Origin of the sequence: Bacillus rhizoplanae (genome assembly GCF_917563915.1) — a bacterium.
In the GTDB taxonomy this organism is placed as follows: domain Bacteria; phylum Bacillota; class Bacilli; order Bacillales; family Bacillaceae_G; genus Bacillus_A; species Bacillus_A rhizoplanae.
Genome location: NZ_CAKJTI010000027.1, coordinates 35,356 through 50,634 on the forward strand (window position 1 = coordinate 35,356; position 15,279 = coordinate 50,634).

Consider the following 15,279-nt stretch of genomic DNA (forward strand, 5'->3'; position numbering starts at 1 on the left):
TATCCTCGTTGATAGTTAGTTGAACCAATCGGGCGAATGCCAGTAGTGATCTCCTGCCTATCTTCCTTGATTTCTCATAATCTTGAGGTGGGAGTCTTATTGTCTGTTGGAGCAGGGCTCAGGAATATACCTGAGGCCTGTTTGTTATATATTCGCATGTTTAATTTTACTTATTTTCGAGTCTGAAGAAAAAATTTATATGTAAGATAAATTGTGAAATTTATACATCTTTGTTTTGCAGAAAGTCTGTAAAAGTTGTACCATTATATCAAGGTATGCTATCGTTTTAGCTCGATGAAAGGTGATTGCAGCATTGAAAGATGAATTTGTTAAAAAGGTAGATGCTTTTGTAGAAAGGCATGATTTGTTAGAGGCACATTCTACCGTTGTCGTAGGTGTATCAGGAGGGCCAGATTCTTTAGCGCTTTTCTTCTATTTGTTGGAGAAGCGTGAAGAGAAGCAGTTGCAAATTGTAGTCGCTCACGTTGATCATATGTTTCGCGGCGAGGAATCGCAGGAAGATTTACAATTTGTGAAACAGTTGTGTGACAATCTTAGTGTTACCTGTGAAACAACACAAATTGATGTGACGCGATATCAAAAACAAAATCGAATGAGTGCACAAGTTGCGGCAAGAGAATGTCGATATGCATTTTTGGAAAGAATAATGAGAAAGTATAATGCACAGTATTTAGCTCTTGGTCATCATGGTGATGATCAGGTTGAGACAATTTTAATGCGTCTTGTACGTGGAAGTACTCCGCAAGGTTATGCTGGAATTCTTGCAAAGCGCGCTTTCAATAAAGGTTTTTTGATTCGGCCTTTGCTGGCGGTAACGAAAGAAGAAATTCTTGATTATTGCAACAGAAAAGATGTTGAACCTCGCATTGACCCTAGTAATACAAAGGAAACGTATACACGGAATCGATTGCGAAAACACGTTCTTCCTCATTTAAAGCAGGAGAATCCAAATGTTCATGAACGTTTTCAAGCTTTTAGTACGTCTATGCAAGAGGATGAAGCATATTTGCAGGAATTAGCTTTTGAAAAAATGAATAAAGTAATTAAGAAAAAAGACGCAAAAAGAATGGTCTTATCAATTCCTGCATTTGAATCTATGCCTATACCTTTACAAAGGAGAGGGATTCAACTAATATTAAACTATCTTTATGAATATAAGATTCCATCTTCACTTTCTTCTGTACATATTGACAAGGTGATTGAGTTTTTCAAACGAACCCACCCTTCTGGTATGCTTCATTTTCCTAGCGGATTGGAGATTGTTCGTACATATGAAGAATGTAGTTTCCGATTTAGAGAAGAAAAAGCTACTTTTTCTCCTTGTGTGTTACAAGTGCCGGGAAAGGTAACATTAGTAAATGGTGATGAGCTCGAAGTGGAGATCAGCAATTGCGTGCCTATTATGGTGAATGATATGACGTTTATTGCAAAACATAATGAAATAGCATATCCACTTATTGTTCGTTCGAGAGAAAACGGGGATCGAATGTCGATACAAGGTATGAATGGCACGAAAAAGATAAAGTCCATTTTTATCGAGGCGAAAGTACCGAAGGAAAAAAGAGCAGACTGGCCAATTGTTTGTGATGCCAGCGGAAATATTATTTGGGTTCCATTGTTGAAAAGATCTGCATTTGCTATTTCGCAAGAAACAGTAGATAAGGATACATATATTATTATTCATTACAAAAGCAAGGAGTCTTCCAGGAGGATAGTCAAATGATGAATCAAGATATTGAAAAAGTATTAATTTCTGAAGAGCAAATACAAGACAAGGTAAGGGAATTAGGTGCAATTCTTGCAGAGGATTATAAAAATACAGTACCTCTTGCAATCGGTGTATTAAAAGGTGCAATGCCATTTATGGCAGATTTATTAAAGCGAACAGATACATATCTTGAAATGGATTTTATGGCTGTATCTAGCTACGGTCATTCTACTGTTTCAACTGGTGAAGTGAAAATTTTAAAGGATCTAGATACTTCTGTAGAAGGACGCGACATTTTAATCGTAGAAGATATTATCGACAGCGGTCTTACATTAAGCTACTTAGTAGATTTGTTTAAATATCGTAAAGCAAAATCTGTGAAGATTGTAACATTATTGGATAAGCCGTCTGGTCGAAAAGTTGATCTTCAAGCAGATTATGTTGGATTTACTGTTCCACATGAATTTGTTGTGGGATATGGATTAGACTATAAGGAACAATATCGTAACCTTCCTTATGTTGGTGTATTAAAACCGAGCGTATATTCAAATTAATAATATAAGCATTACAATTGGATAGGAAAGTTTTTCTATGGTACTATTTACTATTATAGTTTGTATGCTGTGAGAGGAGGTTAGGGATGAATCGGATCTTCCGTAATACCATCTTTTATTTACTAATATTTTTAGTGGTAATTGGTATTGTAAGTTACTTTAATGGTTCAACACAAAAAACGAAACCAATTAGCTACGATAAATTCATTACCAAACTTGAAAAGGGTGAAGTTCGTAATGTGCAACTTCAACCAAAAAATGGTGTATTTGAAGTAAAAGGACAATTAAGTACAGATAGTCAAGAACAACAATTTGTAACTTATGCACCTAACACTGAAGAATTACAAAAGAAAATCAATGACAAAGCGCCAGGTACAGAAGTGAAATATCAACCAGCAGAAGAAACAAGTGCTTGGGTAACATTCTTCACTTCCATCATTCCTTTTGTAATTATCTTCATTCTATTCTTCTTCCTACTTAACCAAGCACAAGGTGGCGGTAGCCGTGTTATGAACTTTGGTAAAAGTAAGGCGAAGTTATACAATGATGATAAGAAAAAAGTCCGTTTTAGAGATGTAGCTGGAGCGGATGAAGAGAAGCAAGAGCTTGTTGAGGTTGTAGAGTTCTTAAAAGACCCTCGTAAGTTTGCGGAGGTTGGTGCTCGTATTCCGAAGGGTGTTTTATTAGTTGGGCCTCCAGGGACAGGTAAAACATTGCTCGCGCGTGCTGTTGCAGGTGAAGCTGGTGTTCCATTCTTCTCTATTAGTGGTTCTGATTTCGTAGAGATGTTCGTCGGTGTCGGTGCTTCTCGTGTGCGTGACTTATTTGAAAATGCAAAGAAAAACGCACCTTGTATCATTTTCATTGATGAAATTGATGCGGTAGGTCGTCAACGTGGAGCAGGTCTTGGTGGTGGTCACGATGAGCGTGAGCAAACATTAAACCAACTGCTTGTAGAAATGGATGGTTTCGGAGCAAATGAAGGTATTATTATCATTGCTGCAACAAACCGACCTGATATTCTTGACCCAGCGTTATTACGCCCAGGACGCTTTGACCGTCAAATTACGGTAGATCGTCCAGATGTAAACGGTCGCGAAGCGGTGCTTAAAGTACATGCCCGCAACAAACCGCTTGATGAAAATATTAACTTACGTGCTATAGCAACGCGTACACCAGGTTTCTCTGGTGCTGATCTTGAAAACTTATTAAACGAAGCAGCTCTTGTAGCAGCACGACAAGATAAGAAGAAGATCGATATGAGTGACATTGATGAAGCAACTGACCGCGTTATTGCAGGTCCAGCTAAGAAAAGTCGTGTTATCTCTGAGAAAGAACGCAATATTGTTGCATTCCATGAAGCAGGACATACTGTAATTGGTGTAGTACTTGACGAAGCAGATATCGTTCATAAAGTAACAATTGTGCCACGTGGTCAAGCTGGTGGATATGCAGTAATGCTTCCGAAAGAAGATCGTTACTTCATGACAAAACCAGAATTGATGGATAAAATTACTGGTCTACTTGGTGGACGAGTGGCTGAGGAAATTGTATTTGGAGAAGTAAGTACAGGCGCTCATAATGACTTCCAACGTGCGACAGGAATAGCTAGACGCATGGTAACAGAGTTCGGTATGAGTGATAAGCTTGGACCAATGCAATTTGGTAGCTCACAGGGTGGTCAAGTATTCTTAGGAAGAGACTTCCATTCTGAACAAAACTACAGTGATGCAATTGCGCATGAAATTGATATGGAAATGCAAAGCATTATGAAAGAATGTTATGCTCGTGCAAAACAAATTCTTACTGAAAACCGTGATAAGCTTGATATTATCGCAAAAACGTTACTTGAAGTGGAAACGTTAGATGCAGAGCAAATCAACCATTTATGTGAACACGGTACATTACCGGAGCGTAAAACATCTTCTGAAAGTGATGTAAAAGTGAACATCTCAATGAAAAAGGAAGATGAAGTGCCAGAAGATAAAGAAGAACCGAAGGAGTGACAATCGTCACTCCTTTTTTTTCTTTGCGATGTAACTGGACTTAAACATTGAAAAAGGGAAATGGATTTTTGTAAAATGGTGAGGATAGGGAAGCTGAGCATGTGTATAAATATGGTATGATGAGGTTATAAAGTGAAACTTCTATCAGTGGAAGGTTCTTCATCTCTGGCTGATGGTTAGTGGAACTAATCGGGCTCTTACGGGCAGTTCCCCCATCTATCTTCTTCGCTTTTCTAAATTTTGAGGTGTGGATCTTACTGCCTGAAAGTAGAAGGATAAGTTCTGTACATATTGCACAAATATACATTAAATAAGATAAGTGGTGAGAATATGATTTTCGTATTGGATGTAGGGAATACAAATGCAGTACTTGGTGTGTTTGAAAATGGTAAGCTTCTTCAACATTGGCGTATGGAAACAGATCGTCATAAAACGGAAGATGAATATGGGATGCTTGTGAAACAATTACTTGAACACGAAGGAATTACTTTTCATGATATAAAAGGAATTATTATTTCTTCTGTTGTACCGCCTATTATGTTTGCTTTAGAGCGTATGTGTGAGAAGTATTTTAAAATTAAGCCTCTTGTAGTGGGGCCTGGTATTAAAACAGGTTTAAATATTAAATATGAAAATCCGCGCGAAGTAGGGGCTGACCGCATTGTAAATGCGGTAGCTGGTATTCAAATGTATGGAAGTCCGCTTATTATAGTCGACTTTGGAACGGCGACAACATATTGTTATATTGACGAACATAAACAATATATGGGTGGTGTCATTACACCAGGTATTATGATTTCAGCTGAAGCTTTATATAATAGAGCAGCGAAACTACCGCGTATTGAAATTACAAGACCAAGTAGTATCATTGGGAAGAATACAGTAAGTGCAATGCAAGCTGGTATTTTATATGGTTATGTTGGACAAGTAGAAGGTATTGTAAAGCGAATGAAAGAGGAAGCTAAACAAGAACCGACTGTTATCGCGACAGGTGGATTAGCAAAATTGATTGCAGAGGAATCGAATGTTATTGATATTGTCGATCCGTTTTTAACACTTAAAGGTCTATATATGTTATATGAGCGTAATGCAAATTTACAACACGAGAAAGGTGAATAAATGCGAATGAAAGATTATTTAGTAAAGGCGCTAGCGTTTAATGGAGAAGTTCGTGCTTATAGTGTGCACACAACAAATACGGTGAGTGAAGCGCAAAGACGTCACGATACATGGAGAACCGCTTCTGCGGCACTTGGTCGTTCTTTAACGGCAGGTACAATGATGGGTGCAATGCTTAAAGGTGATCAGAAACTTACGATTAAAGTAGAGGGTAATGGTCCTGTTGGTCCGATTTTAGTAGACGCACATGCGAATGGAGATGTACGTGGTTATGTAACGAATCCGCATGTTGATTTTGAAGCGACGGAGCAAGGGAAACTGCGTGTATACCAAGCTGTAGGAACAGAGGGTTTTTTAACGGTTATTAAAGATATTGGTATGCGTGAACCATTTATTGGTCAAGTTCCGCTTGTTTCTGGTGAATTAGGAGAAGATTTCACGTATTATTTTGCTGTTTCTGAACAAACGCCTTCCTCTGTTGGTGTTGGAGTTCTTGTTAATGGCGATGATAGTATTTCAGCTGCAGGTGGATTTATTTTACAAATCATGCCTGGTGCGCAAGAAGAGACAATTACAGCTCTTGAAGAGCGTCTGCAAAAAATTCCGCCTGTTTCTAAGCTTGTTGAACAAGGTTTAACCCCAGAAGAGTTGCTATACGAGCTATTAGGCAAAGATAATGTGAAGATTTTAGAGACAATGGATGTACAATTTAACTGTACATGTTCTCGTGAGCGTATTGAAGGCGTATTAATGAGTTTAGGAAAAACAGAATTAACGCAAGTGCGTGATGAAGAAGAAGAGACAGAAGTACATTGTCATTTTTGTAACGAACGATACAAGTTCTCTAAAGAAGATATAACAAACTTAATAGAAAGTTTGTAAGGGAGAAAAGGGTTATTTGTCTATTTAAAATCATCTAAATAGATTGACAAATAACCTTTTCTTTGACAATATGTATATAAATCCAATAAAAATACTTGGTGTTGGGAGTGACGGAGATGCGAGTGGCACAATCAGTTTCAGATTTAATCGGAAAAACGCCAATTGTTAAATTGAACCGCATCGTAGAAGAAGGCAGTGCAGATATTTATTTAAAACTAGAGTTCATGAATCCTGGAAGCAGTGTAAAAGATCGAATTGCATTAGCGATGATTGAAGATGCTGAGAAAAAAGGACTATTAAAAGAAGGCGATACAATTATTGAACCTACAAGTGGAAACACTGGGATTGGTTTAGCGATGGTAGCGGCGGCCAAAGGATATAAGGCAATTCTGGTTATGCCGGAAACGATGAGTGTTGAACGCCGTAATTTATTGCGTGCTTATGGAGCAGAATTAGTGTTAACGCCAGGATCAGAAGGAATGGGCGGTGCAATTCGCAAGGCAACAGAGTTATCAAAAGAACATGGCTACTTTATACCTCAACAGTTTCAAAACGATGCAAATCCAGAGATCCATCGTTTAACTACAGGTCCGGAAATTGTGGAACAGATGGGTGATCAATTAGATGCATTCATTTCAGGAGTTGGTACAGGCGGAACGATTACGGGTGCTGGTGAAGTGTTAAAAGAGAAGTATAAAGACATCAAAGTTTATGCAGTAGAACCTGCTGATTCCCCGGTACTATCAGGTGGAAAACCGGGTCCTCATAAAATTCAAGGAATTGGTGCTGGATTTGTTCCTGGAACGTTAGATACAGATGTGTATGATGAAGTGATTCAGGTAAAAACAGAACAATCATTTGAATATGCAAGAAGAGTAGCTCGTGAAGAAGGTATTTTAGTGGGTATCTCTTCTGGAGCAGCTATCTATGCAGCGACAGAAGTTGCGAAAAAACTTGGAAAAGGAAAGAAAGTACTTGTTATCATTCCAAGTAATGGTGAGCGTTACTTAAGTACGCCACTTTATCAATTTGAATCATAAGCTTAATGTATGAAAAGCATCCCTCGAAAAAGGGATGCTTTTCTTTTTTCGTTTGAAAATAGGAAAAGAGTGAATGACTAGAAAACTTCATGTAAAATAAGTATTAGTTAAACTAAATGGGCTTTTACGGACAGTTATCCCCCGCCTATCTTCTTCGCTTCTCTCTGAATCTTGAGGTGGGGGTCTTACTGCCCGTTAATGCGGGATAAAATAAAACGAGGTGTTTATATGCAGCGACGAAAATCTTTAGCTATTTCAGTTCCGTATCAGTTAGACTTTTTTAAACAATATAAATTTCTTTCGCAAAATAAACCTCATCATATCATTTTAGAAAGTGGTCGTGGAGGGCGTTATAGTATTGCTGGATTTGATCCTGTAGCAATCGTTCGTGGGAAAGATGACACATTATATACATGGGAAAGTGGAGAGGAAACAATAGAAAAGGGGAATCCATTGCACCTTATGCAAAGATATATGGAACAATGGAAAACGGAACATAATGATGCATATCCGCCATTTCAAGGTGGTGCGATTGGTTATTTTAGTTATGATTGCATCCGCTATATTGAGAAAATTCCTTCTCTTGCAAAAGATGATGTGAATGTACCAGATATATTTTTCTTATTGTTTGATGATGTGTTTGTTTATGATCAGAAAGAACAAATGTTATGGATCATTACACATTATACAAATGATGAGAAACAAGCTGAGCAGCACTTAAATGAATTAAAAGAGCTTTGGTTACAAGAAGTGCCGGAAGTAACGATGACTTTTATTCGTCCTGAAACAAATAAAGAAGCAGTTTCATTTACAGAAAAAGAGTTTATGGAAGCTGTTCAAAGAATTCAAGAGTATATTGGGGCGGGAGATGTATTTCAAGTGAACTTGTCTACAAGACAAGAAAAAACATTGCAAACGCATCCGCTAGAAGTTTATACGAAGCTTCGTGAAATTAATCCATCACCATACATGGGTTATTTAGAACTTGGAGATTTCCAAATTGTAAGTGCTTCACCAGAATTGTTGATTAAAAAGCAAGGTAATGAAATGAGTACGCGTCCAATTGCGGGTACGCGCTCTCGTGGGAAAGATGAGCAAGAAGATCAAGAACTTGCAAAAGAGTTAATTGAAAATGAAAAAGAGCGTGCAGAACACGTTATGCTTGTTGATTTAGAGCGAAATGATTTAGGGCGTGTTTGTGAGTATGGAACGGTAGAAGTAGATGAATTCATGGTGATTGAGAAATATTCCCATGTTATGCACATCGTTTCAAATGTACGCGGAGAATTACAGCAAGGAAAAGATGCTTTTGATGGTGTAAAGGCTGTATTTCCAGGTGGGACGATTACCGGGGCGCCGAAAATTCGTACGATGGAAATTATTGAAGAGTTAGAACCAGTTCGCCGTGGTATTTATACAGGTTCGATTGGGTGGATTGGTTATTCGGGGGATATGGAATTAAACATTGTTATTCGCACATTACTTGCAAAAGATGGACAAGCGTATGTACAAGCAGGTGCGGGAATCGTTATTGATTCTAATCCGAAAAATGAGTATAAAGAGTCGTTAAAGAAAGCAATAGCTTTATGGCGTGCGAAAGAAAGTAGCGAAGAAACGGTTAGGTGAGCGAAATGATATTAATGATTGATAATTATGATTCCTTTACGTTTAATTTAGTACAATTTCTTGGAGAGCTAGGACAAGAACTTATCGTCAAGCGTAACGATGAAATTACAATTGAAGATATTGAACAAATGCAGCCCGATTTCTTAATGATTTCTCCGGGGCCGTGCAGCCCGAATGAAGCCGGGGTGAGTATGGATGTGATTCGACATTTCGCAGGAGAAATCCCGATTTTTGGTGTTTGTTTAGGGCATCAATCGATTGCTCAAGTATTTGGGGGAGATGTTGTTCGTGCCGATCGTTTAATGCATGGGAAAACGTCCTTGATGCATCACGATGAGAAAACGATTTTTACTGATATTCCAAATCCGTTTACAGCAACGCGTTACCATTCTCTAATTGTTAAAAAAGAAACATTACCAGAGTGCTTGGAAGTAACGTCTTGGACAGAGGAAGGAGAAATTATGGCACTTCGTCATAAAACATTACCAATTGAAGGTGTACAGTTTCACCCGGAATCCATTATGACTTCCCATGGTAAGGAATTGCTACAAAATTTCATTCGTCATTATAGCCGGAGTGCTTCTACATGTTAATTTATGTGAACGGTTCATTTGTTGAGGCGAGTGAAGCTAAAATATCTCCGTATGATCATGGGTATTTATATGGTCTTGGCGTATTTGAGACATTTCGTATTTACAACGGACATCCGTTCTTATTAGATGATCATTATGAGCGGCTTATGACCGCTCTTTCGTCGTTGCATATTGCATGGGAAATGACAAAAGATGATGTGAAAAGCATTTTAAAAGAGTTAATGGTAAGGAATCATTTGCAAAATGCGTATGTTCGTTTGAATGTGTCTGCTGGTGTTGGTGAAATCGGTTTGCAGACGGGGATTTACGAAGAGCCTTCTATTATCATTTTTATAAAGCCTTTACAAGCTCCTGAAGATGTAATCGAAAAAGAAGGAGTGGTTTTAAGGCAAACTCGTAATACGCCAGAGGGAGAGTTTCGTTTAAAGTCACATCATTATTTAAATAATATTTTAGGAAAACGTGAGATTGGGAATGTAACTACGAAAGAAGGAATTTTTCTTACCAAAGAAGGGTGTGTTGCGGAAGGGATTGTTTCGAACATCTTTTTCGTGAAAAATGGCATATTGCATACACCGTCATTACAGACTGGAATTTTAAATGGGATTACTCGTGCTTTTATATTGGTAGTCGCTGAAACGTTGGGGCTTGAGGTGAGAGAAGGGTTATTCTTAAAAGAAGAGCTGTTTGCGGCTGATGAGGTGTTTGTTACGAATTCTATCCAGGAAATTGTGCCGCTTTGTTGCATCGGAGAAATGTATTTTCCAGGTAAAGAAGGATTTGTTACAAATCAGTTTATACGTGTATATGAAACATGCCGTGAAAAGCTTTGGAGTCGAAATGAATTGTTAAGAGGAGATGGCTAATATGCAATTGAGTTATGAGATACAATGTGGTGAATATGCATTGAATTTAAATGAAAAGACATTCATTATGGGGATTTTGAATGTTACACCTGACTCTTTCTCTGATGGCGGTAATTACAATGAAGTGGAAGCAGCTGTCCGCCATGCAAAAGAGATGGTAATTGACGGAGCGCATATTATTGATATTGGTGGAGAGTCTACTCGTCCTGGTTTTGCTAAAGTGTCAGAGGAAGAAGAATTGCGACGTGTTTTACCAATGATTCGAGCTGTATCGGAAGCGGTAGATGTACCTATATCTATTGATACGTACAAAGCGGAGGTTGCAAAACAAGCTATTGAAGCCGGAGCGCATATTATTAATGATATTTGGGGTGCGAAAGCAGAACCGGAGATTGCAAAAGTAGCAGCACATTACGACGTGCCAATTATTCTAATGCATAATCGTGATAATACAAACTACCGAAATCTCATGGCGGATATGATTGCTGATCTGCATGAAAGTATTACAATTGCGAAACATGCAGGTGTGCGCGATGAGAATATTATTTTAGATCCGGGTATTGGATTTGCGAAAACGTTTGAGCAAAATTTAGAAGTAATGCGAAATCTAGAACAGCTGAAAGCTTTGGGGTATCCGCTCCTTCTCGCAACTTCTCGAAAATCGTTTATTGGCCACGCATTAGATTTGCCGGTAGAAGAACGCTTAGAAGGGACTGGTGCGACGGTTTGTCTTGGTATTCAAAAAGGTTGTGGAATCGTACGCGTGCATGATGTGAAAGAGATGTCCCGCATGGCGAAGATGATGGATGCTATGTTAAGGGGGTAAAAGATTTGGATAAAATTTTTGTTCATGATATGGAGTTCTACGGTTATCATGGTGTATTTCCTGAAGAAAATAAGTTAGGGCAGCGATTTAAGGTAGATTTAACTGTAGAGTTAGATTTAAAGCGAGCGGGAACAACTGATAACTTAGAGCATTCTGTAAATTATGGAGAATTATACGAGTTATGTAGAAGTGTTGTAGAAGAGAAAACATATAAGCTTTTGGAAAGTATTGCAGAAAACATTGCAAGGGATATATTAGAGCGGTACGATTGCATTATGAATTGTATTGTAAAAGTTATTAAACCAGATCCGCCAATTCCGGGACATTACCGTGCGGTGGCGGTTGAGATTGAGAGAGGGCGCACATGAATAATGTAGTTTATATTGCTTTGGGTTCGAACATGGATGATCGCTATACGTATTTATCACAAGCGATAGAGTTGTTGCGTAAGCATCCGGCTATTGAAGTTGAGGATGTATCATCTGTTTATGAAACGGATCCAGTTGGATATACAGAACAAGAGCAATTTTTAAACTTAGTTATAAAAATTTCTACCAATTTATTTCCTCAAGAATTATTGATGGTGACACAAAAAGTGGAGAATGAGCTAGGGAGAAAAAGGAAAATTAAATGGGGACCTCGTACCATTGACCTTGACATTTTGCTCTATAATCACGAAAATATTGAAGCAGAGAATCTTATTGTTCCGCATCCGCGGATGTTTGAAAGAGCTTTTGTTATCGTTCCGTTGATGGAAATTAATCAAGAAATTAACCGAAACATTTCACGTTCACAAGTAGAAGAAATGAAAAGGCGAGAGGGAGTAACGGTATGGAAGCAGAGAAATGGGGAAGACGCATTCGCGCTTTTCGCAAATTAAAAGGCTATACACAAGAAGGGTTTGCGAAAGAATTAGGGGTATCTGTATCTGTTTTAGGTGAAGTGGAGAGAGGGAATCGAGTTCCGTCTCACGATTTTGTTACAGAAGTTGCGAAGACATTAAAAGTTTCAATAGAAGAATTAATGCCGAAGTAGGAATAACGAAGGGAGGCAATCGGGTGTTAAGGATTGCAAACATTGAAATGAAAAATCCGGTTGTGCTAGCGCCGATGGCAGGGGTATGTAACTCTGCATTCCGTTTAACGGTAAAAGAATTTGGTGCAGGATTAGTATGTGCGGAAATGGTAAGTGATAAGGCGATTTTATTTAACAATCAAAAAACGCTAGACATGTTATATATTGATGAGAGAGAAAAGCCATTAAGTCTGCAAATTTTTGGCGGGGAAAAAGAAACGCTTGTAGAAGCGGCAAAATATGTAGATAAAAATACAACAGCAGACATTATTGATATTAATATGGGATGTCCAGTACCGAAAATCACAAAATGTGATGCAGGTGCAAAGTGGTTGCTTGATCCGAACAAGGTATACGAAATGGTAGCCGCTGTAGTAGATGCGGTCGAGAAGCCAGTTACAGTAAAAATGCGTATCGGTTGGGATGAAGACCACATTTTTGCAATTGAAAATGCTCAGGCAGTTGAACGTGCGGGAGGTCAGGCGGTTGCAGTTCACGGGCGTACTCGTGTTCAAATGTATGAAGGGAAAGCAGACTGGAATATCATTAAGCAAGTAAAACAAGCTGTCAATATTCCGGTTATCGGAAATGGTGATGTAGAAACACCGCAAGATGCAAAGCGCATGTTAGATGAAGTTGGCGTAGATGGTGTAATGATTGGTCGTGCAGCGCTTGGTAATCCATGGATGATTTACCGTACAGTAAAATATTTAGAAACTGGTGAATTAATGCCAGAGCCATCTGTGCGTGAAAAGATAGATGTATGTATGTTGCATTTAGATCGTCTTATTAATCTAAAGAATGAAGACATTGCAGTTCGAGAAATGCGCAAACATGCTGCGTGGTATTTAAAGAGTGTTCGCGGTAATGCAAGAGTGCGTAATGAAATTAATAGTTGTAATACACGTGCAGACCTTGCTTCTTTATTGACAACATTTGTAGAAGAGGTAGAAGCGAAGCAAAAATCTATTCAAGTTGGATAATAGCAGGAAATAGAAGGGGTGTTTGACATTCCCGTTCTTACTACCTATAATTACGTCTAAGAAATAAGAACTGCCAGCGCGTTGCTGGCAGTTTTTCTAGTTGGATAGAAAATGCTATACTATATATATTGTAAAATTTAATAGAGCTGGAGTGATATCAATACCATGGATAACATGAACCACGAAGAATTAAATGATCAATTGCTCGTTCGTCGCGAGAAGCTACATAACTTACGAGAACAAGGAATGGACCCATTTGGTAAACGTTTTGAACGTACACATTCAACAAAAGAATTATTCAGCTTGTACGGAGAACTTTCTAAAGAAGAATTAGAAGAGAAAGAAATTCCTGTTTCTATAGCTGGTCGTATTATGACAAAACGCGGTAAAGGAAAAGCTGGTTTTGCACATATTCAAGATTTACATGGACAAGTTCAAATTTACGTTCGTAAAGATGTGGTTGGTGATGAGCAGTACGAACTATTTAATACGGCAGATTTAGGTGACTTAGTAGGGATTGAAGGTAAAGTATTTAAGACAAAAGTTGGGGAACTTTCAGTTAAAGCGACTGGTTTTACATTATTAACAAAATCTCTTCGTCCGCTTCCTGACAAATATCATGGCCTAAAAGATGTTGAACAGCGCTATCGTCAACGTTATTTAGATTTAATTACGAGTATGGAAAGTCGCGAAACGTTTGTAACTCGCAGTAAAATTATTCGTGAGATGAGAAGATATTTAGATAACAATGGTTATCTTGAAGTAGAAACACCGATGTTGCATGCTATTGCAGGCGGAGCATCTGCGCGTCCGTTTATTACACATCATAATGCGTTAGATATGGAATTCTATATGCGTATTGCAATTGAGCTGCATTTAAAACGTCTAATTGTGGGTGGATTAGAGAAAGTGTACGAAATTGGGCGTGTATTCCGTAACGAAGGTGTATCAACTCGTCATAATCCAGAATTTACAATGATTGAATTATATGAAGCATATGCGGATTATAAGGATATCATGAAGCTAACAGAAAACATGGTTGCTCATATTGCGAAAGAAGTGTTAGGGACAACGACAGTTCAATATGGTGAATATGAAATTAATTTAGAGCCAGAGTGGACAAGACTACACATGGTAGATGCAATCAAACAATATTCTGGAGCAGATTTCTGGAGCCCGATGAGCGTAGAAGAAGCTCGTGCATTAGCGAAAGAGCATGGTGTAGAAATTAAGGATACAATGGAAGTTGGTCATATTATTAATGAGTTCTTCGAGCAAAAAGTAGAAGAACATTTAATTCAACCTACATTTATTTATGGTCATCCAGTGGAAATTTCTCCTCTTGCGAAAAAGAATGAAGAAGATCCGCGCTTTACAGATCGTTTTGAGTTATTTATTGTCGCTCGTGAACATGCGAATGCATTTACAGAATTAAATGATCCAATTGATCAAAAAGAACGTTTCGAAGCGCAGTTAAAAGAGCGTGAACAAGGTAATGATGAAGCGCACATGATGGATGATGATTATATTGAAGCGCTTGAGTATGGTATGCCTCCTACAGGTGGGTTAGGGATTGGTATTGATCGTCTTGTTATGTTATTAACGAATGCACCGTCTATTCGTGACGTATTACTATTCCCGGCAATGAGACATAAACAAGACTAAGCTTTGGAGTTTTCTCCAAAGCTTTTCTTTTTATTTTTATACTATTTTATAAGGTGAAAAATTTTAGTTAAAAAACTATTGCAATTTAATTTGTGAACTGATATATTTATATTCGTTGTCACGAACGGCAACGAGGAAAACAACTTTGAAAGAAAAAAGTTGTTGACAGAAAAGAAACGAAATGTTATATTATTAAAGTCGCTTTGAGCGGCAAGTGAGTTCTTTGAAAACTGAACGAAACAAACAACGTGAAACGTCAATTTTTATTTATGATGCTAGACAAACACTTTATTGGAGAGTTTGATCCTGGCTCAGG

At 38.1% G+C, this 15,279-nt stretch carries 15 protein-coding genes; all 15 read left to right on the forward strand.

The window, feature by feature from the left end:
- The first annotated feature begins 313 nt into the window (after positions 1–313).
- On the forward strand, positions 314–1,744 hold the full coding sequence (gene tilS, locus LRP84_RS18280) for a tRNA lysidine(34) synthetase TilS (RefSeq protein ID WP_230576378.1): 1,431 nt from the start codon (positions 314–316) through the stop codon (positions 1,742–1,744).
- A complete protein-coding gene (gene hpt / locus LRP84_RS18285) occupies positions 1,741–2,283 on the forward strand; it encodes a hypoxanthine phosphoribosyltransferase (protein ID WP_098304960.1) in 543 nt (180 codons plus the stop codon). Before tilS ends, hpt begins: the two co-directional genes overlap by 4 nt.
- Positions 2,284–2,369: 86 nt before the next feature.
- Entirely contained in the window at positions 2,370–4,289 is a 1,920-nt protein-coding gene (ftsH, locus tag LRP84_RS18290) for an ATP-dependent zinc metalloprotease FtsH (RefSeq protein ID WP_230576379.1), read from the forward strand.
- A gap of 330 nt (positions 4,290–4,619) precedes the next feature.
- Positions 4,620–5,408, forward strand: coding sequence for a type III pantothenate kinase (locus LRP84_RS18295; protein ID WP_098304956.1), 789 nt, complete (start codon positions 4,620–4,622; stop codon positions 5,406–5,408).
- 6 nt (positions 5,409–5,414) lie between these two features.
- Positions 5,415–6,290, forward strand: a complete 876-nt coding sequence (gene hslO, locus LRP84_RS18300) for an Hsp33 family molecular chaperone HslO (protein WP_230576380.1) — start codon at positions 5,415–5,417, stop codon at positions 6,288–6,290.
- 116 nt (positions 6,291–6,406) lie between these two features.
- Positions 6,407–7,330, forward strand: coding sequence for a cysteine synthase A (cysK, locus tag LRP84_RS18305; protein ID WP_230576381.1), 924 nt, complete (start codon positions 6,407–6,409; stop codon positions 7,328–7,330).
- A gap of 228 nt (positions 7,331–7,558) precedes the next feature.
- Complete coding sequence (trpE, locus tag LRP84_RS18310) at positions 7,559–8,956, forward strand: anthranilate synthase component I (RefSeq protein WP_230576382.1); 1,398 nt, start codon at positions 7,559–7,561, stop codon at positions 8,954–8,956.
- 5 nt (positions 8,957–8,961) lie between these two features.
- Positions 8,962–9,549, forward strand: a complete 588-nt coding sequence (pabA, locus tag LRP84_RS18315) for an aminodeoxychorismate/anthranilate synthase component II (protein WP_230576383.1) — start codon at positions 8,962–8,964, stop codon at positions 9,547–9,549.
- Positions 9,543–10,415 carry an aminodeoxychorismate lyase gene (pabC, locus tag LRP84_RS18320; RefSeq protein ID WP_230576384.1) on the forward strand — a complete coding sequence of 291 codons (873 nt, stop codon included), beginning with the start codon at positions 9,543–9,545 and terminating at the stop codon, positions 10,413–10,415. The genes pabA and pabC overlap by 7 nt, the downstream gene beginning before the upstream one ends.
- Position 10,416: 1 nt before the next feature.
- Complete coding sequence (gene folP / locus LRP84_RS18325; protein ID WP_230576385.1) at positions 10,417–11,241, forward strand: dihydropteroate synthase; 825 nt, start codon at positions 10,417–10,419, stop codon at positions 11,239–11,241.
- A 5-nt stretch (positions 11,242–11,246) separates the two neighbouring features.
- Entirely contained in the window at positions 11,247–11,609 is a 363-nt protein-coding gene (folB, locus tag LRP84_RS18330; protein ID WP_230576386.1) for a dihydroneopterin aldolase, read from the forward strand.
- Positions 11,606–12,121: a 2-amino-4-hydroxy-6-hydroxymethyldihydropteridine diphosphokinase gene (folK, locus tag LRP84_RS18335; protein WP_230576387.1), complete on the forward strand. Its 516-nt coding sequence runs from the start codon at positions 11,606–11,608 to the stop codon at positions 12,119–12,121. Before folB ends, folK begins: the two co-directional genes overlap by 4 nt.
- On the forward strand, positions 12,073–12,276 hold the full coding sequence (locus LRP84_RS18340) for a helix-turn-helix domain-containing protein (protein WP_230576388.1): 204 nt from the start codon (positions 12,073–12,075) through the stop codon (positions 12,274–12,276). Before folK ends, LRP84_RS18340 begins: the two co-directional genes overlap by 49 nt.
- A gap of 23 nt (positions 12,277–12,299) precedes the next feature.
- On the forward strand, positions 12,300–13,298 hold the full coding sequence (gene dusB, locus LRP84_RS18345) for a tRNA dihydrouridine synthase DusB (RefSeq protein ID WP_230576389.1): 999 nt from the start codon (positions 12,300–12,302) through the stop codon (positions 13,296–13,298).
- Positions 13,299–13,463: 165 nt separating this feature from the next.
- Positions 13,464–14,963, forward strand: coding sequence for a lysine--tRNA ligase (gene lysS / locus LRP84_RS18350; RefSeq protein WP_230576390.1), 1,500 nt, complete (start codon positions 13,464–13,466; stop codon positions 14,961–14,963).
- Positions 14,964–15,279 lie beyond the last annotated feature (316 nt).

What these genes read in the sequence shown, in the direction of transcription:
- hpt (WP_098304960.1), top strand. Translation starts at nt 1,741, where the DNA reads ATGATGAATCAAGATATTGAAAAAGTATTAATTTCTGAAGAGCAAATA.
- ftsH (WP_230576379.1), top strand. Translation starts at nt 2,370, where the DNA reads ATGAATCGGATCTTCCGTAATACCATCTTTTATTTACTAATATTTTTA.
- LRP84_RS18295 (WP_098304956.1), top strand. Translation starts at nt 4,620, where the DNA reads ATGATTTTCGTATTGGATGTAGGGAATACAAATGCAGTACTTGGTGTG.
- hslO (WP_230576380.1), top strand. Translation starts at nt 5,415, where the DNA reads ATGAAAGATTATTTAGTAAAGGCGCTAGCGTTTAATGGAGAAGTTCGT.
- cysK (WP_230576381.1), top strand. Translation starts at nt 6,407, where the DNA reads ATGCGAGTGGCACAATCAGTTTCAGATTTAATCGGAAAAACGCCAATT.
- trpE (WP_230576382.1), top strand. Translation starts at nt 7,559, where the DNA reads ATGCAGCGACGAAAATCTTTAGCTATTTCAGTTCCGTATCAGTTAGAC.
- pabA (WP_230576383.1), top strand. Translation starts at nt 8,962, where the DNA reads ATGATATTAATGATTGATAATTATGATTCCTTTACGTTTAATTTAGTA.
- pabC (WP_230576384.1), top strand. Translation starts at nt 9,543, where the DNA reads ATGTTAATTTATGTGAACGGTTCATTTGTTGAGGCGAGTGAAGCTAAA.
- folP (WP_230576385.1), top strand. Translation starts at nt 10,417, where the DNA reads ATGCAATTGAGTTATGAGATACAATGTGGTGAATATGCATTGAATTTA.
- folK (WP_230576387.1), top strand. Translation starts at nt 11,606, where the DNA reads ATGAATAATGTAGTTTATATTGCTTTGGGTTCGAACATGGATGATCGC.
- LRP84_RS18340 (WP_230576388.1), top strand. Translation starts at nt 12,073, where the DNA reads ATGGAAGCAGAGAAATGGGGAAGACGCATTCGCGCTTTTCGCAAATTA.
- lysS (WP_230576390.1), top strand. Translation starts at nt 13,464, where the DNA reads ATGGATAACATGAACCACGAAGAATTAAATGATCAATTGCTCGTTCGT.